Here is a 22905-nt window from a genome sequence, read left to right as displayed (position 1 = left end):
GAAATAACCTAATGATAAACAAGCAATTAAAGAAGATGTGATCTTGTGCCTAGCTTTTAAACAAAAATCATCTAAAAAACTGACCACACCCCACATTTGTTAACATTTAATTCACGTAAAAAAATCAAATATTGCGACAAAACAGGCAATATAAAAACGTAATAAGGTATACTTTTTTATTTTAAGGGAATTATCACAGAATTATTTAAGAAATGATGTAAATGCTTCACCTCGACGCACTCCGACAAATCGGCTATTCGCCGTGTCCCCCCTTTCTCAGCCCGTAATCCAAAGAGTCATTGACCCACCGACGAGGGAGAGAGATGACGTCGAAGACGGGTAAATCATCTACACTCACTGATGATAGATAAATCAATAAAGCAAGCGGATATTAATGGGAATAGTAAGGCGGATACCTTGAGTAAAGCGTCACTTGATGAGTTTAAACAGTACTTTTTTGATGCGCTGGATATCGTGCCACTGCCCTTATTGATATCAGAAGGGATTGTGACTGATGAAATTGGCAATAACAATCGCGTCCATATTTTCTTTAATCAAGCCTTCCGACAAGAACTCGGCTATACCCTAGATAGTATGCCAGACATCTACCAATGGTTTGAAAAAGCCTATCCGGATCCTACCTATCGGCAAGATGTCATTAACCAGTGGCATCGAGCCGTACACGAGGCGCAAGCACGCGGTGAACGTACCGTTGAACTTCCGGCATTAATCACCCATGCCAATGGAGAGCAGCGTTGGTATGCGGTCACGGCACAAGTCGATGTCACGCCAAACCCAGATTGGCATATCGTTGTATTTCGAGATATCCATCAACTCAAGACTTCACTCGATGAGACGACGCACGCCTCTCTGACTGACAGTCTGACCCAGCTAGCAAACCGGCGCGGTCTAACAGAATGGTTTGAGCAATATACTCATGGCATTGCACTCGGCACTATTGTGTTAGATATTGACCGATTTAAACAAGTCAACGATAGCTTAGGGCATATTGCGGGGGACCGGTTGTTGGTCCAGATCGCAAGCCAACTTAAGCAGTTTTCACCGTCGAAAGCATGCTGTGCCCGTTGGGGAGGCGAAGAATTTGTGATTATCATACCGGACTGTACACGCCAAGACGTGCTCCAGCTGGCAAACACTCTTTGTCATCATGTTTATCAAGAAGGGTTCTTGTGGCATGCCACTCGCCATCAGGTTAGCGTCAGCGCAGGCATTAGCTTCACAGAAGCGGGCCATCATTCACTGGATGAGGTGATGGCGCGCGCGGACCGAGCAATGTATACCGCCAAACAGCGTGGCCGCAATCAGGTATGCGCTGATCTCCCATAAGCTGCCACTAGCTTCGCCACGGTTGCATTGGCAATCGCCGTATCCTGCACTCCGGTTCCAGTCAAATCACACACGGTGATCGCATTACGCGCGCGACACAAAGGACGACCGGATGCCACCACTTTGCCCAACTCTTCAACGTGCCGAGACAAAGCAAGGTGTTTTAATTCCCCCAAGGTTTCAGACTGAGTACGTCGGTCAACCACCAACCCATCAGCACGTTGTAAGATCTCGGGGGCTAGTTCACGCTTTTCTGGGCTGTCGGCCCCCATCGCCGTGATATGGGCACCAACCGGAATATCTTCCCAATAGATAACTGGCTTGGTCGCCGGCGTGGTGGTCACAATAATATCCGCCTCTTGGCAAGCGCTATTGGCACTGGAGTGAACATGTACGGTCAACGATAGATCATGCTCTATCGAGGTTTTATACTGTTGGGCCTGCTGCTCATCCCTTGCCCAAACATGCACCGTGGTGATATCTCTGACCAAGGTCAGAGCCGCAACTTGAAGCCTTGCCTGCTTTCCGGCGCCAATCACGGCCACCTCTGTCGCATCATCTCGCGCACAATACTTGGCACTCACCGCCCCTGCGAGCGCGGTTCGAATGTCAGTGAGATAACCGTCGTCAAACAGCACCGCATCCACCATCCCGGTTTTAGCCGAAAAGACCACCATCAAGCCATTCAGACTCGGGAGCCCGTATTGAGGGTTATCAAAGAACCCCGGACTTACTTTGATCGCAAATCGCTCTGCGCCGTGGATATGTGCTGTTTTAACATCGACCTCCCCATTATTCTCCGCAATCGCCATACTCAACACTGGTGGCATGGTTACTTCGCCTCGTCCCAAGGCAATAAAGGCTTCTTCAATGATACCCAGTGACTGTCGGTCTAACCCTGTGACGGCTTCAATCTGTGGTCGATGAAATAATTGCATACCGGCTCCTTATTCATGCACTTGTTCACTGAGTTGTTGCACATCCGCTAAGGTGTCAGTCGACAAATTTTTGCCGCTCACGACAATCACCACTTTCTTCCCTTGCCAAGCCAACCTATGTTGCTTACATGCAGCCAATCCCACGACTGCCGCGCCTTCTACCCAGATATTTTCGCATTGCCACACATCGATCATCGCTCGCGCAATGTAGGCCTCATCGACGTGATAGTGCTCGGTCATCACGTTCGGCACCAATGCAAAGGTGTATTGATTTTCAAGGCCAATACCACCACCGAGGCTGTCGGCTAACGATGGCGTCTCGGTGACGGCAACCGGATAGCCCACACGTAGACTTTCTGCCATTGCGGCACCGTCGCGAAGAGACACACCAACCACAGATACTCGCGGTGCGATTTGGGAAACGGCAAGGCCTATTCCACCAATGAGCCCGCCGCCAGATAACCCCGCCGCAATCACATCTACATCAGGTAGATCTTCTAAAATCTCTAGCCCGATTGTGCCTTGGCCAGCAATGATGTCGGGATGATCAAAAGGGGGGATATAACACAACCCTTCACGTTGCACGGCCTGAATCGCGATACGCTCTGCATCATCTTGTGAACGCCCTTCTACGCGAACATCCGCACCCAGTGCTTTCACCGCTGCTACTTTATGCGACGGTACAAGAGACGATAGGCAAACCGTTGCTGGAATATTAAGTTGCTTCGCCGCGTAGGCCAGGGCACGCCCATGGTTTCCCGTTGAACATGTAATGACACCCCGTGAGCGCGCTTTATCGCTCAGCTGACTGAGCGCATAGGCCGCTCCCCTCAGCTTAAACGCGCCAGTAGGCTGGCATGTTTCTAACTTAAGCCAAATTTCAGATTGGTAGCGGGCGGATAGTCCGGGCGAAAACACCAAAGGTGTACGAGTGGCAATGGCCCGTATCGAACGGCGCGCCAAGTACACATCATGCAAACTTGGGGTCATCGGCCTCTCCTTTCGCTGCATTGTCATTTTGACAGCCTAGATCCCAAATGCGACTTCATCCAACCCCCGCCTGTGGGCGAGTGATGCCGTTATCACGTATCATAAATCAACCCTAAGGAGCCTTTATGAGTTGGATTGAAACGAACGAGACCATCTTCCGGCTGAGTGTGTTTGTCGCCGTGCTAGCAGTGATGCTACTCGCTGAGTGGCGTAGGCCCAAGCGCCCCCTCACCAGAACTCGGCGAGAGCGCTGGCGGGGCAATATTAGTTTGACGGTGTTTAACACCCTAACATTACGCTTGTTTGCCCCGCTAACGGCGGTCGGTGCCGCGTCATGGGCCCAAGCCCATCATGTGGGCGTGTTCAATGTCCTCGCTCTGCCCGAGGTATTCGCGATAATACTGACACTGGTGCTGATGGATTTGGCCATTTGGTATCAACACAAGCTATTCCATCAATGGCCTTGGCTATGGCGTTTACATCTTGTCCACCACGCGGACATGGACATTGATGTCACCACAGGAGCACGTTTTCATACCGTAGAAATTTGGCTTTCCATGCTGATTAAGTGTTTAGTTGTCATGATGCTCGGTGCGCCTGTGATCGGGGTGATCCTTTTTGAGACCTTGCTAAGCGGCATGGCCATGTTTAATCACAGTAATGTCGCCGTGCCCAAACAGGTAGATGCATGGTTGCGCCGCGTTATCGTTACCCCCGACATGCACCGGGTGCACCACTCGACCCGTTTTCATGAGTGCAATGCCAACTATGGTTTCAATCTGTCTTGCTGGGACCGCTGGTTTGGCACCTATGTGCCACAACCGCGTAAAGGCCATAAAGGGATGCGTATCGGGTTAGCCGAAGTCAGCCAAGCCACTGACGCCAGTCATATTTTGGGGATGCTGCGTTTGCCTTTGCGTTGGCGTATACTTCAGCGCGCCTATCAAAATAACAAGGAGACGCAGGCGCATGAGCCAAGTCATCGTCACATCCAAAAACCCCGCTAAAATCGCCGCCGTTGAAGCTGCCTTTCGTGATGTTTTTCCTGAACAGCCCTTTACGTTTACCGGTGTCGCGGTCCCCAGCGACGTGCCAGACCAACCCATGACAGAGAAAGAAACCTATGCCGGTGCCTGCAACCGTGTTCAGCATGCCAAAGCAAAATACGAAGGGGATTTTTACGTCGGGGTAGAAGCCGGACTAGACCACCAGCATACCTTTGCGTGGATGGTGATCGACGATGGGACGATACGCGGTGAAGCGCGCTCAGCCTCTCTACCGCTACCGCCAGAGGCACTGCGCGCATTACACCATGGCGAGGAGCTGGGGGATGTGATGGATCGTATGTTCAGCGAGCAGAACGTGAAGCAAAAAGGCGGCGCGATTGGTATGCTCACTGGGCATCGCTTAACGCGCTCAAGCGTTTACCATCAAGCACTTATCTTAGCCTTGATTCCTTTTCTACATCCTCATCTTTACCGCTGATAAGCCAAGAAAAAACGGAGCCAGAAGGCTCCGTTATCAATAAAACTGTGGCGTTTCCGCTAGTCGGTGTGCGCTTTCTGCTCTGCTTCGCTTTTGAGTAAACGCGCCAGCCACGCTTTACTGTCATCATCAAGGCGCTTGAGCTCATTGGAGCCGCGCGTCACGGTAGCGATGCCAACCCCCAGCAACTGACTCAGTTGGCGCTGGCTCATTTTACCTTCCAATAGCTCGTGTAAAATATTGATCCTCGCGACCAAGGTATCACGCTCATCTGGCGTCAGTAGCGCCGTCAGCAACGCATCATCATGGCCATCTTGTCCGGCACGACGCACTAAAGCGATAACATCTTGCCACCCTGAAAATGCAGGTGATTGCGACATGGTTTCCTCTCACGGTTAACGTCAGTGCGGCAAGTGTACCATTAATAACGTTTCGCTAACTCGTTGGCCCGTAAAAATTGAACCGGCTCCCCCAATAGCTGACGGTAATAAATTTCAAACATCAGCACATTTTGCACATAATGGCGGGTCTCATAAAACGGGATCGACTCGATAAAGGCAATCGCATCCATATGGCCTTGCGATCGCTCCAACCAACGTGACACCCGATGCGGGCCGGCATTATAGGCGGCAAAAGCTAAGATGCGATTACTTTCAAAGCGATCTAGCATCATTTTTAGATAGCCACTGCCAAGACGAATGTTCACCCCAGGATCGCTTAAACTCGCCGGCCCTTCGTAGTCATAACCAAGCTCCCGCGATGTTTCTCGCGCCGTCCGCGGCATAAGCTGCATTAAGCCCCGCGCGCCAACATGAGACACCGCGTGAGTAAAGAAGGCACTCTCTTGCCGCGACAACGCCATTAACGTGGTTTTATCCACCCCTCGCTCACGGCTGAAAAACTCAAACCACCACTGATGAGCAAGCGGGAAACGCAGCGATAAGTGATCCCACATTTTTCCTGCGATCGTTGCCTGCACCGCCAAGTGATACCAGTGATTTTTACTGGCGTATGCCGCCAATAACGCAATTTGCGCGTCACTGGCACGGTTGAGGACGTAATACCATTCACGTTTCGCGGCATAGATTTTGTTCAGCGCAATTAGCTCGTCCACTCGCGCTAACACATCTTTCACTGGCATCAGCCCTTCTTCTTTGAGTACCGCTGTTCGGGAAGGAATATGAATAGCTTGATCTAAATGCTGCGCCGCGGCGACACTGTAGAAGTTACGCTCTCCCACCATATTGGCGAAGGCACGATTAGCTTGCTCACTATCCCCTAACTCGAGCTGAATGCGCGCATCCCAATAGCGCCACTTCAGCGATTGCTTCTCGGTATCACTGAGTAGCGACAGCCACGCATTGAGCGCGTGCCAATCATTATCCAATAACGCCAATCGAAAGCGTCGCTCAATCAAGCCATCGTTGTGGGTATTGCGCAGCATGCGATCACGCCACCCTGAGAGGGCAGGCTCGTCATCATTCATCAATTGGCTGATCAGATAATCGGCAATCTCTTGGCGTTCACGCTTATCGTAATGCTGCCCTTCGACCGTCCGACGAAACTGGCGAATGGCTTGCGCTTCGTCTTTGCGCGACAAGCGCTCAAATGCCAGTCGAGTTAGCTTTTGGTTAAAAGGCGTCACCTTACTGCGCTTGGAAAAATCAGCGACGTTCTCAGGCTCATCATAAAGCGCCAGTACCTGCTCGCCTTGTGGCTGATAAGACGCCGGTAGTTGACGATTTAAATACCGCATCAGGCTGCGGTTACGTGCTTCAAAGGTCAATAGCATCCGCTGTAAGATCAGCTCACCGGTTAAGAGTTTTTGCTGGGATAAAAAGCCAAATAAGGGATCGCAAGCGCTGTCTACCGACTGACCCGAGAGATAAAGCGATTTCGCCCCACTGCGTGCTAATGCGCGGTTACCAGCCTGACTGTGGGCGTAATAGTACTGGCACTGATAACGCTCACCACGCGGGACATCTGTCTGGAAAGACACCAAGGTTTTCCATTCCCCTCGATCGGCAAGCAAGGACAAATAGTCGGCCCGCAAACTGTTTACAAAAGGCAACGAATTGTAGCGGTTGATAAAGTTAGTGACCGACTTGTGCGACTTTAATGACAAATTGCGAGTAAAGTCACGATAGTCCAAATAGGGATAAAGCGGATAATCGCGAAGCTGGCCCTTTAGGGTGCGAAAGCGTTTGAGATCACCACGCTCGATGGCGTCGATTGCAGCTTCATATTGGCGCTGTTGCGGCGTTAATTCGGTGCCGTCGGGGGTAGCAGAGGCCAACACCGCCGGCGCGGCAAAGCTGGATGTCACTAATACGCCTGACACTAAAGGGCGTGAGAAAGCACGGACACAGGCGACAGCGAGACGATACGCTGCGCCATATGGCCGGGAGAAGGCAGTGAGTAATTCCATGTCAACGGTTGCTCCTGTGTTCCTAACATCGAGTAGACAACAGCCTGGCAGGCAAATTCCCTCGATGTTAACGCCTGAATATGACGATCACTGTTAAACTTGGCAAAGTTAACGTTAGAATAGCGTCTTTCACTCCACAACTATTAACGCGAGCAGAAATGGCTGAGTACGTATATACCATGTCGCGGGTGAGCAAGATCGTGCCACCTAAGCGCCAAATTCTGAAAGATATTTCTCTATGTTTCTTCCCAGGCGCCAAGATCGGTGTATTGGGTCTAAACGGTGCGGGTAAATCGACCCTATTGCGCATCATGGCCGGTATCGATACCGACATTGAGGGTGAAGCCCGTGCGCAACCGGGCTTAAAAGTGGGTTATCTGCCCCAAGAGCCGGTATTGGACGAAGACAAAACGGTTCGTGAAACCGTCGAAGAAGCGGTTGCCGATGTTAAAGACGCATTGAACCGACTCGATGCAGTTTACGCGGCTTACGCTGATCCAGATGCAGATTTTGACGCCTTGGCGCAAGAGCAAGGCGAACTGGAAGCCTTGATCCAAGCAAAAGACGGTCACAACCTCGACAACGCCCTTGAGCGCGCCGCTGATGCCTTGCGCCTCCCTGAGTGGGATGCACAAATTAAGCACCTTTCGGGTGGTGAGCGCCGTCGTGTCGCCATTTGTCGCTTGCTCCTTGAGAAACCAGATATGCTGCTTCTTGATGAGCCAACCAACCACTTGGATGCCGAATCTATTGCATGGCTTGAGCACTTCTTGGTCGATTACACCGGCACTGTGGTGGCGATTACCCACGACCGCTACTTCTTGGATAACGCTGCTGGCTGGATTCTGGAGCTTGACCGTGGTGAAGGTATTCCTTGGGAAGGTAACTATACCTCTTGGCTGGAACAGAAAGACGTTCGCTTGAAGCAAGAAGCGTCACAAGAAAAAGCACGTCAAAAAACCATCGAGAAAGAGCTCGAGTGGGTTCGTCAGAATCCAAAAGGACGTCAGGCCAAATCTAAAGCGCGTATGGCGCGTTTCGAAGAGCTTAATACGTCAGATTATCAACGCCGTAACGAGACCAATGAGCTGTTTATCCCGCCGGGTCCACGCTTAGGCGACAAGGTCATTGAGGTGAACAACCTCACCAAATCCTTTGGGGATCGTGTCTTGATTGACGATCTGTCGTTCAGTGTGCCTAAAGGGGCCATCGTCGGTATTATCGGTCCAAACGGTGCGGGTAAATCGACGCTGTTTAAGATGCTAAGTGGCACTGAGCAACCAGACTCAGGCACCGTGGAAGTGGGTGACACCGTCCAATTGGCATCGGTGGATCAGTTCCGTGACAGCATGGATGACAATAACACTGTCTACGACGAGATCTCAGAAGGGGCGGACATCATTCGCATTAACAACTTTGAGTTGCCAGCGCGCGCCTATGTGTCACGTTTCAACTTTAAAGGGAGCGATCAGCAAAAACGCATCGGTGAGCTTTCCGGTGGTGAGCGTAACCGTGTCCACCTTGCCAAACTGCTTAAAGCAGGCGGTAACGTACTCCTTCTCGACGAACCGACTAACGACCTAGACGTAGAAACCTTGCGTGCACTCGAAGAAGCCCTGCTTGAATTCCCAGGCTGTGCCATGGTGATCTCGCACGACCGCTGGTTCTTAGACCGTATTGCAACCCATATTCTTGACTATCGTGACGAAGGCCAAGTGAACTTCTTCGAAGGTAACTTTGCTGAATACACCGATTGGTTGAAGAAAACCTTAGGGGCGCAAGCCGCTGAGCCGCACCGCATCAAGTACAAGCGCGTCGCCAAGTAATCGCCGCACGACAGCCCTGCTGGGCGGACTGAGGTGGTTTTCTAGCACCTCAGCCCTCAGCGGGGCTTTTTATGCGTCCTAAACCGTATTGTCTCCGGTACATAGCGCAATAAAGGTAACCAAACGTTGCAAAAGTGAGACAAAACGTCTAATTCCCGTGCCATCTGCACCCCATTGCCTACACTGAAAACAGACATCTATAGGAGATGCTGTCATGTCAGAGCGTAGAAAATATTCCCGCGTGATGTATCGTGCTCCCGCGATACTCAAACAGGATGGTCGTGAATGGCACGCACACGTACTCGATTTATCCCTAAAAGGCGTGCTACTCAGTTTGCCCAACAATTGGGAATCTGACCCTGAGCGTAAAGAGTTCGACTTGGTCTTTTTTCTCCATGATTCAGAGATAGAATTAGACATGGAGTGCATTCTCGTGAACAACTGCGCGAATTACTTACATCTTTATATCGATCACATTGACATTGATAGTGCCAGTCATTTAAAAAGGCTCGTTGAACTTAACGTCGGCAACGATGAACTTCTCCATCGCGAGCTCGCACAACTGACTGACCATATGGCGGAGCCACAAGCTTAGTGCCCGCGCGGTCATGGACGGTATTTAATGCAGGCCAGCAGTAGCCAGTCATGACAGATCACATTCATATCGCCGTCACGCACCCCAATGGCGTGAAGCACTTCACCCTCTGCCCCACTCGTAAAAAGGTGGTGCAGACGCTCGCGCTTGTGTTGCTCGCACTGCTTACCGTCACCTTTGCCAGCTTGTACTTTCTCTCTGCACGCTCAACAGAGGCCGAAGCCGCCGTGGAACGTTTACGGGATGAACGGGCGGCGCTGAATGCGGAATTAGCGGTCCTGCAACAAAAACGGGATGAGTTAACCGCAACCATTGAAAATAAAGACGTTGAGCTTACTGCGCTCACGCAACGCGTGGTGACCGTCGAAGATATGCTGGGGTTAAACTCGGTCGCTAAAGACGCCTCACTCACTCACCGTTTAGACGTCGCGGCCATTAACTCTGCAGTGCGGTACACCATGTTGCAGCTCATCCCCAACGGCAAACCGATTGAAAGTTATCGGCGCTCATCCGGATTTGGTTCACGCACACACCCAGTCACCGGCAAAGCCAAATTTCATATGGGATTAGATTTGACCGCAGATAAGGGCACGCCTGTTTATGCGCCTGCTGATGGCGTGGTGGAATACGTACGCCCGAGTCGCAAAAAAGGCTATGGCAACTTTGTCAAAATCGACCATGCTTTCGGCTTTATGACCTTGTACGCACACCTTGATAAATTCAATGTGCGCAGTGGTCAGTTCGTGAAAAAAGGCGATCTGATTGCTTGGTCCGGCAACACAGGGTTATCGACAGGCCCTCACTTACACTATGAAGTCCGTTTTTTGGGACGCGCGCTGGACCCGCGCCGCTTTATTAAATGGAGTGCTGAGAACTTTGATACCTTGCTGGAAAAAGAAAAACGTGTGGGTTGGGGCCATTTAGTTTCAGTGGTAGAAAACTTGGTAGAAACTCAGGTTCAGGTCGCCAATATGCCCGACCCTGAGCCACCGCTAAGTACCGCGCAACAGCGCGAGGCGGATTTAGACGTGACGCCTACCAACGTCTCGATGTAGTCACTCAACAAAGCTCACAGAGATCGGCGCCTGCATAGCAAGACACGTGAGCTTTGTTGTTTATCACAGCGGTTAGAGGTCTTCTAACACATCCAATGCATCAGACAGCTTGCTTACCCCAAAGACTTGCATGCCCTCAAGCGGCTGCTTTGGCATATTCGCTTTCGGGACGACCGCTTTTTTAAAGCCGTGTTTCGCCGCTTCCATCAAGCGCTCTTGACCACTCGGCACAGGGCGAATTTCACCGGCCAAGCCCACTTCGCCAAAGACCACCAAATCGCGGGGTAAAGGTCGATCGCGGAAACTAGAGATCAGCGCCAACAACAAAGCGAGGTCGGCACTGGTTTCGGTCACTTTGACGCCACCCACCACATTGACGAACACGTCTTGATCCGACATTTGTAGCCCACCATGCTTGTGCAACACCGCCAACAATAACGCCAGTCGGTTTTGTTCTAAACCCACCGCGACACGACGAGGATTAGCTAGCTGCGAATAGTCGACCAGCGCTTGTAGCTCTACCAACAAAGGGCGGGTCCCTTCCCATACCACCATCACCGAGCTTCCCGATGTCTGCTCCTCGCCACGCGAAAGAAAAATCGCCGAAGGGTTGCTGACTTCTTTCAGCCCTTGCCCGGTCATCGCAAACACACCCAATTCATTCACCGCCCCAAAGCGATTTTTGTGGCTGCGTAAGGTTCTAAAGCGACTATCACTTGAACCATCGAGTAGAATCGAACAGTCAATACAGTGCTCGAGCACTTTCGGCCCAGCCAAGGTGCCGTCTTTGGTCACATGGCCGACCATAAATATCGCCACATTGTGCTGTTTCGCGTAGCGCGTTAAGGCGGCCGCTGACTCGCGTACTTGAGACACGCTACCCGGTGCCGATTGCACATCACCGACATGCATGACTTGAATGGAGTCGATAACCATGATTTTAGGTTGCTCTTTCTTAGCGACCTGACAAATGGTTTCAACGCTGGTTTCGGATAACAGCTTGAGTTTGTCTTTGGGAAGCCCAAGTCGGTCAGCACGCATCGCAACCTGTTGGAGTGACTCTTCACCAGTGATGTATAGCGTCGGTAAGTGCTGCGCTAAGCCCACCATGGTTTGCAATAGCAAGGTACTTTTACCGGCGCCCGGGTTGCCCCCAATCAAAATGGCCGCGCCAGGCACAATCCCACCACCTAGGACACGGTCTAGCTCTTTAAAACCACTGCTCAGGCGTGGCACTTCTTGCAAGTCAATCTCTTGCAACGTCTGTACTTTACCTTCCGCACTCCCCGCGTAGCCGGCATATTTTTCATTGCGCGCGACTTGAGGGGACGCGGCAAGGCGTACTTCTGTGATGGTATTCCACGCACCGCACGCTGAGCATTGCCCTTGCCAGCGGGGAAAATCAGCGCCACAGTCATTGCACACGTAGGCCCGTTTTGTTTTTGCCATTCGCACTCCAATACGTATGATGTCAGCTAATTCACAAAATGATTGCTATCTTATTAATTATTCCCAAACTTTTTTGATAGCGTGCCGCTACAAAAGCAGGCCAATACTTTAACAGACTTTGCCATGAAGCAGGATGATTACCAGGGACTGATTGAGCAACTGCTTCCTCTTTCCCAAACCCCAAAATTTGAGGTGCTGCTCGACAAGCTAACGGCTAACGAGCCGAACTCTGCCAAGCTGCTGATCAAAATGGAGATCAGGCGGCTGATGGCGCCGTGCAATCGCACCATTGATTTGCGTGGAAAAGTCGATGGCGAATGTCACGAATATGACTTGCATGGCAAGAAGCATTGGTTGGACGATGTTGCCATTAACTATTACTACGAGCGCTTGCCACTTTATAATGGACAACTGACCCAAGGGTTATGGGAAGATCTGCACAACACCCCAAATAACTTTCGCGTCCAACACGAGAAAGCGAAGCAGAGCCAGCAAAAAGGGCAAGGCCCAGTCACCGATAGTGCTCAAACGGCGTTATTACCCGAGAAGCTGACCTTTGGCAGCTATCTATCACGCAGCGAAAGTCGCATTCACTATGCTACGCAAGTCTTGATCACCTTGCAGTCGGGTCAGGAAGTTCACGGGACCACCAGCGACTTATCAAACTCAGGCTGCCGCGTGCGCGTCCCCGCCGCCTTTGACTACCCTCCAAGCTCAGAAGTCACTGTCCGGTTTGCGGCGTTAGCAAAGAAGTATCTCGACCCCGATCTTGAAGATGGCTTGAGCTACCGCATTATTGGTGTGGACCAAAACAATGATAGTACGAGCAATGCTTGGTTACGCCTGCGTCTTGATACCAGCAGTGACGCCATCAAACGGGCATTGGAGTCAGAGATGGCATCGCCAGACTTTCGCGGGAAACAAGACGGGGAAGATAAACTGCTGACCCTCAAGCTGCAAAGCTATGAACAATCTTTTTTGCATCACACCAGCGTACTGCCGCTCTATTTTGCGCAAGATAAAATGGCGTACGTGCTTAAAACGCGGCAAAACCACAGCCTTTGGGATTACTGGCATGATGAACGCAACCAGCCAGTGATCAATCACCTTTTCGACCCACAACGCCTTTCATTATTACAAGTCGAAGGGGCGGCCAATAGCCAACTGCTGCTTTACTGTTTTTATGTTGAAAAGAATAAGCGTCGATTTTTCTACTCAGCCTCTCCGAGTGAGATGAGTGTGGAAGAACGCCAGCTGTTTTGGAAATTAGGGGCCAAGCGGACATCTTGGCGGGCGTTTAAAGTGACCATGTCAGCCATCACGGCTGCCGATATCGAACGACTGCAGGATGTATCGCCAGACTGGCTCAACAAGTTGAAGACGTTGACGCATGTAGCACTGGTACAGGATGTAACACATCATGATGCGCAGCAGGCCTATTTAAGTCACCCCAAACCCGAACGCTCGAGCCAAGCACTGCGCCGCTTTTTACATGAGCGTAATCCTGTGAGCCAAGCCAGCTTAATTTCCTCCGATATGCAGCCGCAGCGCCGTGAGCCACGTTATCAATACCGCTCTAAGGTCTCTTTGGTGCATGCTGAACAGGGGTTTATGGAAGGCGCGCTGTTAGATTTTTCCTCGGGCGGACTGAATGTTGCACTCAAGCAGCCCTTTCAAGGGGCAAAAGACGATCTGATCTCTGTCTCTCTCGATGCCTTTGTGAAAATAGACCGCCGCGCGCCTTTGGTAGATATGCCTTATCAGGTTATCCGAGTCAGCCCTAAACGCAATAATATCCAGCTAAAGCTGGTCAACGAAGCCCCGAATACTCGCCGACGCCAATACTTACGCCGTTTGATTGAGCACAACCAAGAAAAACTCACCGTGTTGGATGAGATCTTACCCGATCCGCCACTGGTGCGAGCCATGCACCAATTATTGCTGACCCGGCTCACCGTGCAGCCTTACTTTATACGCCGAGACAATGGCGTACTCTCGGTATCCGCGGTCGGCATTAACCTACCACCGAGCCGGTTACACCGATTACTCGAGCGCGCCGGTGGAGGGCGACAGATTTCCTTCTACCCCTTGTTTGGCGACAAAATTCATACGCGCACGCATGAGGTTTCCCGCCTGTCTCAACCGCAAAAAGAACTGATCCGCGAATACTATGTCTGGATGGACATGCAAGATGAAATCGTACGCAGAGTGCATACCTTCGCGGATAGCGAGTTTGAGTCCGACGATGCCCGCCGCAAGTTTATTGAGCTGGCTCAGCGCGGTGGGCTATTTGCCGTACTGCGCAACCGCATGGCGCCGCTTGCTCATGCGGAACAAGAAATCAATCCCGAAAAACTCGCGGCATTGTTACAACGCGATACCCATAAAGCGCGCCAGCTCGAGGATGAGTTTGCCGCACTGTGCGCGTATGGCGAGCTGGTCGATGTCACCGATGAGGTGCTGATGCGCCTTGGCTGTTAGCGGGTCTGCCAACTGATACGTCCCTCGCGCAAGCTTGCCGACAGGATACAAAGCACACCGCCTAACCAAGTGTGTTTCACCGCCGCTTGCGCTTGGGCGTTGACCATCGGCTTGGCATGGTAGGCAACACCAAGCCCGGCGGCGTTCATCATGGGTAAATCGTTGGCACCATCTCCGACCGCAAGGGTATTTTCTGCTGCAATATCATATTTTTGTGCCAGCATCGTCAGCACGTCTGCCTTTCGCTGGGCATCGACCACCCGCCCTTCCACTTCTCCCGTTAGCTTTCCGTGCGCTATCGAGAGTTGGTTGGACTCAGCATAATCCAGTGACAGCGTGTCTTTAAGGTGATCAGAGAAATAGGTAAAGCCACCAGAAGCAATTGCCACCTTCCAGCCATGCGCACGCAAACTGGCGACTAAACGCGCCATATCCGGCATCAAAGGCAACGTGGATTTCACTGACGCTAGGATTTGGCTGTCCGCGCCTTTCAACGCGGCAACACGCTCGCGTAAACTGGCTTCAAAGTCTAATTCACCCAGCATGGCACGTTCTGTCACCGCGGAGACCGCATCCCCAACCCCCGCCAACGCAGCTATTTCATCAATACATTCGATTTGAATCGCGGTTGAATCCATATCGAATACCGCAAGACCCGGCTGACTGAGATCTGGCAGACCGTGCACGTCCGCACAATCTAGGCCAAGCAAATGGACAATGGTTTGATGCGCATCGGTTAATGGCCCCGCCATTAATAAGACTTCATAAGGCCCTACCCGCCAGCCATCAATCGGTGTCACCGCTTCGCCAGTAAAAAAAGCAATATCATCAAGCTGGCGCGGATCTACCAGCTCACCAAGGAGCACCCATCCACCTTGACGTCGGGTATAGCGACTATAGGTCGACAACGATGGGAAACGTTGATAAAGCGTTGGGGTGCGGTAAATTTTAAAAGGCGTCGCGTCCATGGTTGTAGGCGTCCTTGCGGCCGAAGCCGTCGATTGAATAGTGAATGAATCGTATTGAGGCTGTGATACCATAAAACCAGCACTGAGCTCCAGTGCAATTTATTCTGGCGGTTTAGCTTTTGAGGTGGCTATGTTTACGGTTTCGCGACAAGCACTGCGACGCGTGGTGAAATGGGGGATCTTGTTCAGTGCGATCGCTGCAATTGCGGCGTTGATGCTTTACAGCACGACATTAAGCCAGCGCCAATATCAAGCGCTCTACCAACAAACGGATGAACTGGCACAACTGATGACCCGTCAGATTGGCGCACAAGCCTACGACGCCTTGGTGGATAAGAACTATCAGCCATTACAAACGATGGCCGACGCCTTGGTCAAAGAGCCTCTGATCCGCGATGCGAGTTTCTACCGCCTAAACGGTCAGGCCGTGGTGCACTCGGCTAATGCCCTGCCACTCGAAACGGCGGTTGGATTAACCACACCGCTTGGGTTAGAAAGCCGCGGCCGTCAGCAACTCATGGCCCCCATTAGCCGAGAGGGCGATGTAGCAGGCTTTCTCCGCCTCACGCTAGAACATCAGGCGGTCACAGAAAAAGCCCATCACCAATTGCAAGAGAACATGAATCAGTTTCGCACCCTGCTAGTACTTGCGATTCTGTTGGGAGCATTGCTGGTTGGCATGCTTAAGCGTCGCGACAGCCAAACCTCATTGCTTCCTTGGTAACCCAACTCAGATACACACGAGGGCGCCTCAAACCTCACTCATAAAAAAAGAGATGGCCAAAGCCATCTCTTTGATGCATGAATCCTTTATCCTTACAGGAAGGATTGTCCATAGTCCATCGGCGACGTGCCAAAATAAGCCGCCAGTGATTGGCCAATATCGGCAAAGGTTTCACGGCGACCTAATGACCCCGCAGGTACCTTGCTGCCATAAACCAGAGCAGGAATGTGCTCACGGGTATGGTCAGTGCCCGGCCAAGTCGGATCACAGCCGTGGTCGGCAGTGAGGATCAAAACATCATCTTCTTCCAGCATGGCCATGATTTCTGGCAAACGCGCATCGAAGTATTCCAAGGCCGCAGCGTAACCAGCCACATTACGGCGGTGACCATATGCAGAGTCAAAATCAACAAAGTTGGTAAAGACTAAGCTGTTATCACCCGCATCTTTGATCGCGTCTTTGGTCGCGTCAAACAGCGCTTCAAGGCCTGTCGCTTTGATCTTTTTGGTGATCCCGCAATGGGCGTAGATGTCAGCAATCTTACCAATCGAAATCACGTCACCGCCTTTCTCGTCCACGATTTTTTGCAATACCGTGGCCGATGGTGGCTCAACTGACAAATCACGACGGTTACCCGTACGCTCAAATTGGCCTTTGCCTGGGCCCACAAATGGACGCGCAATCACACGACCAATGTTGTAGTCTTCCAGCTCTTCACGCACGATTTGGCAAAGCTCGTACAGGTTATCGAGGCCGTAGGTTTCCTCGTGACATGCGATTTGGAACACAGAATCTGCAGAGGTGTAGAAAATCGGCTTACCGGTTTTCATGTGCTCTTCGCCCAAATCGTCCAGCACTTGAGTGCCTGACGCATGACAGTTACCCAAATAGCCCGGCAGCTTGGCACGCTCGACAATACGATCCAGCAGCGCTTGCGGGAAGCTATTGGTCTGGTCAGTGAAGTAACCCCAATCAAATAGCACGGGGACACCGGCAATTTCCCAGTGGCCAGACGGGGTGTCTTTGCCAGATGACAACTCTTTCGCGTGCGCATAGGCACCGATGATCTCTGCGTTGGCATCTAGCCCTTCAGGGAAGTAACCCGATGATTCTTCACATGCCTTACCTAGACCTAATTTGGTCAGGTTTGGCAATGAAAGCGGGCCGCTGCGGTCGGCATTATCCGCTTCGCCTTTGGCACACGCTTGAGCAATGTGGCCCAAGGTATTAGCACCTTGGTCACCGAATTTAACTGCGTCTTCAGTGGCACCAATACCAAATGAATCTAAAACTAATACTATTGCGCGTTTCATGATCGCCTCCGTTAGACGTCTTCTAGGCTGATGCGACGGTAAACGTCTGGCGTCGTACTTGGCGCCGTATCAGCCACTTTTACTGCGGCTCGCACCGCATTCGCCGCTTGTTGCCATTGCTCTTCAGTTTGAGCATGGAGCATGGCGAGCGGTGTTTGCCCGTCCACGTGTTGCCCCAGACGAATCATTTCGTTCAGCCCAACGGCATAATCAATTTTATCGCTAGCAACCCGACGGCCGCCACCTATTTCTACCATAGCCATGCCCAATGCTCGGGTATCCATGGCACTGACTATACCTGAATCCGTCGCGTAGACTGGCTTAATGATAGCGGCGGTAGAGAGATAGCGCTCCGGCGACTCGACAAAGTCACGCGGACCACCCAGTCCAGCCACCATTTTGGCAAAGCACTCAGCCGCACGGCCACTGTCTAGTGCTTCATCCAGTTTCTGTTTTGCGCTGTTCACATCGTCTGCAAGCCCGCTAATCACCAGCATATCCGCACACAGTGCCATAGTGACATTGTACAAGCGTGGATTGCGGTATCGACCGGTCAGAAAATCAACCGCTTCTTTGACTTCTAGCGCATTGCCGGCAGAGGATGCCAATACTTGGTTCATATCGGTTAACAAAGCGCTCGTTTTCGTACCTGCGCCATTGGCAACCGCCACAATCGATTTGGCAAGCGCCTCGGAATCTTCATACGTGGGCATAAATGCCCCCGACCCCACTTTGACATCCATCACCAATGCATCTAACCCTGCCGCCAGTTTTTTTGACAAGATAGAAGCGGTGATCAGAGAAATGTTGTCCACGGTTGCCGTGACATCGCGGGTCGCATAAACGCGTTTATCCGCTGGCGCCAAAGAGCCGGTTTGCCCGATAATCGCAACGCCAGCATCGCGTGTGACATCACCAAACACTTGGTTGCTCGGCATGATGTTATAGCCGGGAATCGATTCCAGTTTATCTAGCGTTCCCCCCGTGTGTCCTAAACCTCGGCCGGAAATCATGGGCACATAACCGCCACATGCTGCTACCATAGGGCCAAGCATTAATGAGGTCACATCACCAACACCACCGGTCGAATGTTTATCCACCACGGGACCATCAAAATTCATATGTGACCAATCGATGGTCATTCCCGAGTCGCGCATTGCACACGTCAGAGCAACACGCTCATCCATGGTCATGTCGTTGAAGTAAATCGCCATCGCAAAGGCGGCAATTTGCCCCTCTGAGACCGACTCGTCGGCCACCCCTTGGATAAAGGTATAAATTTCTTCTTTGCTTAACGCGATGTTGTCACGTTTCTTACGAATAATTTCCTGAGGTAAGATCATCCATCCTCCTTACCGGCAAGACAGGGCAAGCAGCCACTTGCCCTGCGAATCTCATCACTAAGGATTAGTAGCCGCCTTGCGCTGCTTTTTCACCTTCACCCAGCGTATGTAATAAGTTCGCTAACAAGCTTGAGGCGCCAAAGCGATAGTGACGGCTGTCTGCCCAGCTCTCGCCCAAGATACGATCCGCCATCGCGAGGTATTGCTGCGCATCCTCAGCAGTGCGTACGCCACCGGCTGGCTTAAAGCCCACTTTATCCGCGACACCTTTGTCTTTAATCACGTTCAGCATAATTTCTGCCGCTTCTGGCGTGGCATTCACCGCCACTTTACCGGTCGAGGTTTTGATAAAGTCAGCGCCCGCATCAATTGAGATTTCAGACGCACGCTTGATAAGCGCATCTGTTTTCAGTTCACCGCTTTCGATGATGACTTTTAGCAGCGCTTGATCGCCACAGGCAGCTTTGCATTGTTTGACCAATTCAAAACCGATCTCTTCGTTACCCGCCATCAATGCACGATAGGGGAAAACAACGTCAACTTCATCGGCGCCATAGGCAACGGCCGCCTTGGTTTCAGCCACGGCAATATCGATATCATCATTGCCGTGAGGGAAGTTAGTAACGGTGGCGATGCGCACCTCAGGAGTGCCTTGCTCACGCAGCGCTTTTTTTGCCACCGGAATGAAACGTGGATAGATGCAGATCGCAGCCGTGTTACCAACTGGTGATTTCGCGTTCTGACACAAAGCGATCACTTTTTCATCCGTGTCATCATCATTCAGTGTGGTTAGATCCATTAATTTCAGTGCGCGTAGGGCTGCGGTTTGTAATTCGTTCATGGGTATCTCCAGTCCTCATTCTTTTGCCAAACAGTTATGGGTTGGCCACTGTGTAAACAACCTATTAGCAGGTTGCCGTTCAGCGGACTTGGCTCCTTGAAGTTTGAGGCTGGACATCTCGCCGCCTTCAACCAACCATCCTTGTTGCCGCGTGCAAACGTGATGTGTTTGCGTATTCCGCCGTTGGACGTTCTAGATTGGGGCTAGCCACACCTTGTTGCTAACCATAAGAGGAAAATAAGGGATTGTGGCACCCTCAAACTATGACGGTGTTCACTTATTTTACCAACGCCATCCAAGCAAAACTAGATTTTACCGTTTCTGTTGAAATACACACTGTTGCCCACCAGCACCAATCGCAAACATGGTGAACATTTAGCCGATTAAGAAAAGAAACGCTCCACCACCCACTGGTAACCAACGCCTCCCAAATAGACACCGACAATTCCCATTATTCCTGATAAAACCGGTGGCGCAGGGATAGGGAGTTTAATCGCACTGAATAACACCCCGACCAAAAAACCTGCCACAAGCGCCAGTAAGACTTCCTGCATAGTATTTCCTTATTTTGTTGATAGATATCGCACTAACTAAGTATGGTCATCACAAATAAAAACGCCACACAGTCTCCTGTGTGGCGTTTTTGATGACACATGGTTGGGGGGAAATTAACCCATCATGGTCAAGGTTAGGAACAGACCAGCAATGGTTGCGGACATCAGGTTAGATAGCGTACCTGCCGCAACGGCTTTCATACCAAAGCGTGCAATGTCTGGACGACGGTTTGGCGCAAGGCCACCCAGACCACCCAGCAGGATGGCTACCGATGACAAGTTTGCAAAGCCACACAATGCGAATGAAATGATCGCTTGTGTTTTCTGCGTCATCAGTGCACCTGTTTGCGCGACTAACTGACCGTTTTCACCTAGGTATTGGGTGAAGTTCAAGTAAGCGACGAATTCGTTCACAACCAGTTTCTGGCCGATGAAAGAACCGGCAACGATGGCTTCTTCCCATGGCACACCAATCAAGAAGGCAAGTGGAGCGAAGACATAACCTAGGATGAGCTCAAGCGTGATGTCTGGATAACCGAACCAGCCACCGATGCCGCCTAGCATGCCGTTAATCAGTGCAATCAAGCCGATAAATGCCAGTAGCATCGCGCCCACGTTTAACGCCAGTTGCATACCTGATGATGCACCCGCTGCGGCCGCGTCAATCACGTTCGCTGGCTTATCAACACCTTCAGCAGTTGCATCTGCCATTTGCTCGACAGGCTCTTCCGTTTCAGGCTTGATGATTTTCGCAAACAGAAGACCACCCGGTGCCGCCATAAAGGATGCCGCGATGAGGTACTCAAGTGGCACGCCCATTGACGCATAACCGGCCAGTACACCACCAGCGACAGAGGCAAGACCACCACACATAACGGCAAACAGCTCAGATTGGGTCATACGCGGTACGAATGGACGAATCACCAATGGCGCTTCAGTTTGACCCACAAAGATGTTAGCGGTTGCTGACATGGACTCGGCACGTGATGTACCCAGTGCTTTCTGTAGGCCACCACCAAGTACATTGATCACAACCTGCATGATACCTAGGTAGTAAAGTACGCTGATCAATGATGAGAAGAAGACGATAACAGGCAGAACTTTTAGCGCGAAGACGAAACCGCCACCGCCGAACAGTTCAAACATTTTGCCAGAAACCAGCCCACCGAAGATAAAGCTGATCCCTTCATCACCATAGGCGATGACGTTGGCAACGTATTGTGATGCACCGTACAAGATGTCACGACCCACGTCGACATACAGTACGAAAGCACCGAAAAAGAGTTGGATAGCGAATGCGCCACCCACGGTACGGAGGTTAATCGCTTTGCGGTTATCGGAGAGAAGGACTGCAATCCCCAGCAGCACCATCATCCCTACCACGCTCATCAGCAGGCTCATAGTTTTGGCATCCTCAAAAATAAAAATTGGCGTCTCGACAAAGTGGAATTTGGTTTCCGGGGAGGGATTATACGCATGCAAGTCACATTAAAGTAATATTCCAATCACAGTTCGCTGTAAAACTATTCTGAAATGCATCAATAAGTATGACTTTGATCTACTTTTGTGAGCTTATACGAGTGCAAACGTTTGGCTTTAGACGATAGCGGCTTATTTAAGACTAAACAATCGCTCAGCATTGCCTGATGTTTCAGTCAATAGACGATCTTTATCACAGTCTTTTAACTCACAGAGCACGTCTGCCACCCGAGAAACCTGTGCTGGGGTATTGGCTTTTCCTTGAAATCCTGCCAAAGGCATATCCGGCGCATCGGTTTCCAGTAACAGATGTGAAAGAGGTAAATGTTGAATCGCTTGACGGGTCTTATTGGCGCGCGAATAGGTAATGGTTCCACCTACTCCCAACATCAAACCCGCATCGATAAATTGCTTGCCTTGCTGCGCGCTGCCACTAAACGCATGAAGCACGCCGCGAACCCCCGGATACGCTTTGATCACACGCAATAATTGGTTATGGGATTGGCGACTGTGCAAAATAATGGGTAAGTCATAACGGCGAGCCAGCCATAACTGCCCTTCCAGTAAGGCGTGCTGGCGCTGCTTCATCTCTGCGCTATTCGCGACAAAATAGTCTAAACCCGCTTCGCCCACCGCCACGCAAGATAGCGGCCGTGATACCAGCGCGTCTTCTAATGCGGCAAGACTCGAGTCGGTGTGCGTGTCGACAAAACAAGGATGCAGCCCAAGCCCGGCATAGATGCCAGCAAAGCGCTCCGTCAACGCTAACACCGCCTGCCAGTTTTTTTCACTCACGCTGGGCACTATCATCCGCGTAACGCCCGCCTCACGTGCCGCTTGCCAATATTGCGCGGGCGCTTGATTAAACGGAGGAAAATCAAAATGACAATGGGTATCAATCATGCTTGTCAGTGCGATTTATCTGAGTATGTGATTCGCGTTTCACCGGCACGCAACTGCGTCGGTTCTCAGGAATGAGCCCCATGCGTTGGCACCATGCATCATAACGCGCTACCCACCTTTTGATGGCCAAAGCTATCTTCATCGCTGTCCTCTTAAAAGTAAAATGCCGCCCTATACAGACGGCAT

General features: G+C 51.3%; 20 protein-coding genes. 8 read left to right on the top strand and 12 right to left on the bottom strand.

Features of this window, described 5'->3' with window-relative positions; genetic code table 11:
- The first annotated feature begins 417 nt into the window (after nucleotides 1–417).
- Nucleotides 418–1347 (top strand): sensor domain-containing diguanylate cyclase, encoded by a 930-nt coding sequence (locus BGK46_RS10655; RefSeq protein ID WP_175418653.1) that lies wholly within the window; start codon nucleotides 418–420, stop codon nucleotides 1345–1347.
- Here BGK46_RS10655 and BGK46_RS10650 read toward each other — a convergent pair.
- A complete protein-coding gene (locus BGK46_RS10650) occupies nucleotides 1323–2285 on the bottom strand; it encodes a cyclodeaminase (protein WP_069589184.1) in 963 nt (320 codons plus the stop codon). The two genes, BGK46_RS10655 and BGK46_RS10650, sit on opposite strands and share 25 nt — an antisense overlap.
- 9 nt (nucleotides 2286–2294) lie before the next feature.
- Entirely contained in the window at nucleotides 2295–3275 is a 981-nt protein-coding gene (eutB, locus tag BGK46_RS10645; protein ID WP_069589182.1) for a hydroxyectoine utilization dehydratase EutB, read from the bottom strand.
- 125 nt (nucleotides 3276–3400) lie between these two features.
- Here eutB and BGK46_RS10640 point away from each other — a divergent pair, with 125 nt between their 5' ends.
- Both BGK46_RS10640 and yjjX read left to right on the top strand, forming a co-directional pair.
- Nucleotides 3401–4282: a sterol desaturase family protein gene (locus BGK46_RS10640; RefSeq protein WP_069589181.1), complete on the top strand. Its 882-nt coding sequence runs from the start codon at nucleotides 3401–3403 to the stop codon at nucleotides 4280–4282.
- A complete protein-coding gene (gene yjjX / locus BGK46_RS10635) occupies nucleotides 4245–4760 on the top strand; it encodes an inosine/xanthosine triphosphatase (protein WP_069589179.1) in 516 nt (171 codons plus the stop codon). Before BGK46_RS10640 ends, yjjX begins: the two co-directional genes overlap by 38 nt.
- A gap of 59 nt (nucleotides 4761–4819) precedes the next feature.
- Here yjjX and trpR read toward each other — a convergent pair whose 3' ends face one another.
- Nucleotides 4820–5140 carry a trp operon repressor gene (gene trpR, locus BGK46_RS10630; protein WP_069589177.1) on the bottom strand — a complete coding sequence of 107 codons (321 nt, stop codon included), beginning with the start codon at nucleotides 5138–5140 and terminating at the stop codon, nucleotides 4820–4822.
- Nucleotides 5141–5181: 41 nt separating this feature from the next.
- Entirely contained in the window at nucleotides 5182–7188 is a 2007-nt protein-coding gene (gene sltY / locus BGK46_RS10625) for a murein transglycosylase (RefSeq protein ID WP_084781398.1), read from the bottom strand.
- Between the two features lie 158 nt (nucleotides 7189–7346).
- On the opposite strand from sltY, the gene ettA reads away from it, so the two are divergent.
- From ettA to BGK46_RS10610, 3 genes are all read left to right on the top strand, one after another.
- The gene (gene ettA / locus BGK46_RS10620) at nucleotides 7347–9014 is read left to right on the top strand and encodes an energy-dependent translational throttle protein EttA (protein ID WP_069589176.1); all 1668 of its coding nucleotides are present in this window, start codon (nucleotides 7347–7349) and stop codon (nucleotides 9012–9014) included.
- 214 nt (nucleotides 9015–9228) lie between these two features.
- Complete coding sequence (locus tag BGK46_RS10615) at nucleotides 9229–9609, top strand: PilZ domain-containing protein (RefSeq protein ID WP_069589174.1); 381 nt, start codon at nucleotides 9229–9231, stop codon at nucleotides 9607–9609.
- A 50-nt stretch (nucleotides 9610–9659) separates the two neighbouring features.
- Entirely contained in the window at nucleotides 9660–10664 is a 1005-nt protein-coding gene (locus BGK46_RS10610; protein ID WP_069589171.1) for a peptidoglycan DD-metalloendopeptidase family protein, read from the top strand.
- A gap of 72 nt (nucleotides 10665–10736) precedes the next feature.
- Here the strand turns inward: BGK46_RS10610 and radA are convergent, their stop codons facing one another.
- Nucleotides 10737–12113 carry a DNA repair protein RadA gene (gene radA / locus BGK46_RS10605; protein WP_069589170.1) on the bottom strand — a complete coding sequence of 459 codons (1377 nt, stop codon included), beginning with the start codon at nucleotides 12111–12113 and terminating at the stop codon, nucleotides 10737–10739.
- 123 nt (nucleotides 12114–12236) lie between these two features.
- On the opposite strand from radA, the gene BGK46_RS10600 reads away from it, so the two are divergent.
- On the top strand, nucleotides 12237–14594 hold the full coding sequence (locus tag BGK46_RS10600) for a PilZ domain-containing protein (RefSeq protein WP_069589168.1): 2358 nt from the start codon (nucleotides 12237–12239) through the stop codon (nucleotides 14592–14594).
- Here the strand turns inward: BGK46_RS10600 and serB are convergent.
- Entirely contained in the window at nucleotides 14591–15562 is a 972-nt protein-coding gene (gene serB, locus BGK46_RS10595) for a phosphoserine phosphatase (protein ID WP_069589165.1), read from the bottom strand. The genes BGK46_RS10600 and serB overlap by 4 nt on opposite strands.
- 130 nt (nucleotides 15563–15692) lie before the next feature.
- Between serB and BGK46_RS10590 the strand changes: the two genes are divergently transcribed.
- Nucleotides 15693–16286: an AhpA/YtjB family protein gene (locus tag BGK46_RS10590; RefSeq protein WP_069589164.1), complete on the top strand. Its 594-nt coding sequence runs from the start codon at nucleotides 15693–15695 to the stop codon at nucleotides 16284–16286.
- A gap of 92 nt (nucleotides 16287–16378) precedes the next feature.
- On the opposite strand, the gene BGK46_RS10585 is transcribed toward BGK46_RS10590, so the two are convergent.
- The 6 genes from BGK46_RS10585 to BGK46_RS10560 all read right to left on the bottom strand — a co-directional run bounded on the left by BGK46_RS10585 (nucleotide 16379) and on the right by BGK46_RS10560 (nucleotide 22719).
- Nucleotides 16379–17599 carry a phosphopentomutase gene (locus BGK46_RS10585; RefSeq protein ID WP_069589163.1) on the bottom strand — a complete coding sequence of 407 codons (1221 nt, stop codon included), beginning with the start codon at nucleotides 17597–17599 and terminating at the stop codon, nucleotides 16379–16381.
- 11 nt (nucleotides 17600–17610) lie between these two features.
- On the bottom strand, nucleotides 17611–18942 hold the full coding sequence (gene deoA / locus BGK46_RS10580) for a thymidine phosphorylase (RefSeq protein WP_069589162.1): 1332 nt from the start codon (nucleotides 18940–18942) through the stop codon (nucleotides 17611–17613).
- 64 nt (nucleotides 18943–19006) lie between these two features.
- Nucleotides 19007–19783, bottom strand: a complete 777-nt coding sequence (deoC, locus tag BGK46_RS10575; protein ID WP_069589160.1) for a deoxyribose-phosphate aldolase — start codon at nucleotides 19781–19783, stop codon at nucleotides 19007–19009.
- A gap of 383 nt (nucleotides 19784–20166) precedes the next feature.
- Entirely contained in the window at nucleotides 20167–20337 is a 171-nt protein-coding gene (locus BGK46_RS10570) for a XapX domain-containing protein (protein ID WP_069589159.1), read from the bottom strand.
- 114 nt (nucleotides 20338–20451) lie between these two features.
- Nucleotides 20452–21738, bottom strand: a complete 1287-nt coding sequence (locus tag BGK46_RS10565; RefSeq protein ID WP_069589158.1) for a NupC/NupG family nucleoside CNT transporter — start codon at nucleotides 21736–21738, stop codon at nucleotides 20452–20454.
- A gap of 210 nt (nucleotides 21739–21948) precedes the next feature.
- The gene (locus tag BGK46_RS10560) at nucleotides 21949–22719 is read right to left on the bottom strand and encodes a TatD family hydrolase (protein ID WP_069589156.1); all 771 of its coding nucleotides are present in this window, start codon (nucleotides 22717–22719) and stop codon (nucleotides 21949–21951) included.
- Nucleotides 22720–22905 lie beyond the last annotated feature (186 nt).

The sequence above is a fragment of the Salinivibrio sp. SS2 genome, from assembly GCF_001722075.1.
In the GTDB taxonomy this organism is placed as follows: domain Bacteria; phylum Pseudomonadota; class Gammaproteobacteria; order Enterobacterales; family Vibrionaceae; genus Salinivibrio; species Salinivibrio proteolyticus.
This window is presented reverse-complemented; position numbering and strand designations above follow the sequence as displayed.

What these genes read in the sequence shown, in the direction of transcription:
- trpR (WP_069589177.1), bottom strand. Translation starts at nt 5,140, where the DNA reads ATGTCGCAATCACCTGCATTTTCAGGGTGGCAAGATGTTATCGCTTTA.
- sltY (WP_084781398.1), bottom strand. Translation starts at nt 7,188, where the DNA reads ATGGAATTACTCACTGCCTTCTCCCGGCCATATGGCGCAGCGTATCGT.
- eutB (WP_069589182.1), bottom strand. Translation starts at nt 3,275, where the DNA reads ATGACCCCAAGTTTGCATGATGTGTACTTGGCGCGCCGTTCGATACGG.
- serB (WP_069589165.1), bottom strand. Translation starts at nt 15,562, where the DNA reads ATGGACGCGACGCCTTTTAAAATTTACCGCACCCCAACGCTTTATCAA.
- BGK46_RS10640 (WP_069589181.1), top strand. Translation starts at nt 3,401, where the DNA reads ATGAGTTGGATTGAAACGAACGAGACCATCTTCCGGCTGAGTGTGTTT.
- yjjX (WP_069589179.1), top strand. Translation starts at nt 4,245, where the DNA reads ATGAGCCAAGTCATCGTCACATCCAAAAACCCCGCTAAAATCGCCGCC.
- BGK46_RS10610 (WP_069589171.1), top strand. Translation starts at nt 9,660, where the DNA reads ATGACAGATCACATTCATATCGCCGTCACGCACCCCAATGGCGTGAAG.
- radA (WP_069589170.1), bottom strand. Translation starts at nt 12,113, where the DNA reads ATGGCAAAAACAAAACGGGCCTACGTGTGCAATGACTGTGGCGCTGAT.
- deoA (WP_069589162.1), bottom strand. Translation starts at nt 18,942, where the DNA reads ATGATCTTACCTCAGGAAATTATTCGTAAGAAACGTGACAACATCGCG.
- ettA (WP_069589176.1), top strand. Translation starts at nt 7,347, where the DNA reads ATGGCTGAGTACGTATATACCATGTCGCGGGTGAGCAAGATCGTGCCA.
- BGK46_RS10600 (WP_069589168.1), top strand. Translation starts at nt 12,237, where the DNA reads ATGAAGCAGGATGATTACCAGGGACTGATTGAGCAACTGCTTCCTCTT.
- deoC (WP_069589160.1), bottom strand. Translation starts at nt 19,783, where the DNA reads ATGAACGAATTACAAACCGCAGCCCTACGCGCACTGAAATTAATGGAT.
- BGK46_RS10585 (WP_069589163.1), bottom strand. Translation starts at nt 17,599, where the DNA reads ATGAAACGCGCAATAGTATTAGTTTTAGATTCATTTGGTATTGGTGCC.
- BGK46_RS10565 (WP_069589158.1), bottom strand. Translation starts at nt 21,738, where the DNA reads ATGAGCCTGCTGATGAGCGTGGTAGGGATGATGGTGCTGCTGGGGATT.
- BGK46_RS10650 (WP_069589184.1), bottom strand. Translation starts at nt 2,285, where the DNA reads ATGCAATTATTTCATCGACCACAGATTGAAGCCGTCACAGGGTTAGAC.
- BGK46_RS10590 (WP_069589164.1), top strand. Translation starts at nt 15,693, where the DNA reads ATGTTTACGGTTTCGCGACAAGCACTGCGACGCGTGGTGAAATGGGGG.
- BGK46_RS10615 (WP_069589174.1), top strand. Translation starts at nt 9,229, where the DNA reads ATGTCAGAGCGTAGAAAATATTCCCGCGTGATGTATCGTGCTCCCGCG.
- BGK46_RS10560 (WP_069589156.1), bottom strand. Translation starts at nt 22,719, where the DNA reads ATGATTGATACCCATTGTCATTTTGATTTTCCTCCGTTTAATCAAGCG.
- BGK46_RS10570 (WP_069589159.1), bottom strand. Translation starts at nt 20,337, where the DNA reads ATGCAGGAAGTCTTACTGGCGCTTGTGGCAGGTTTTTTGGTCGGGGTG.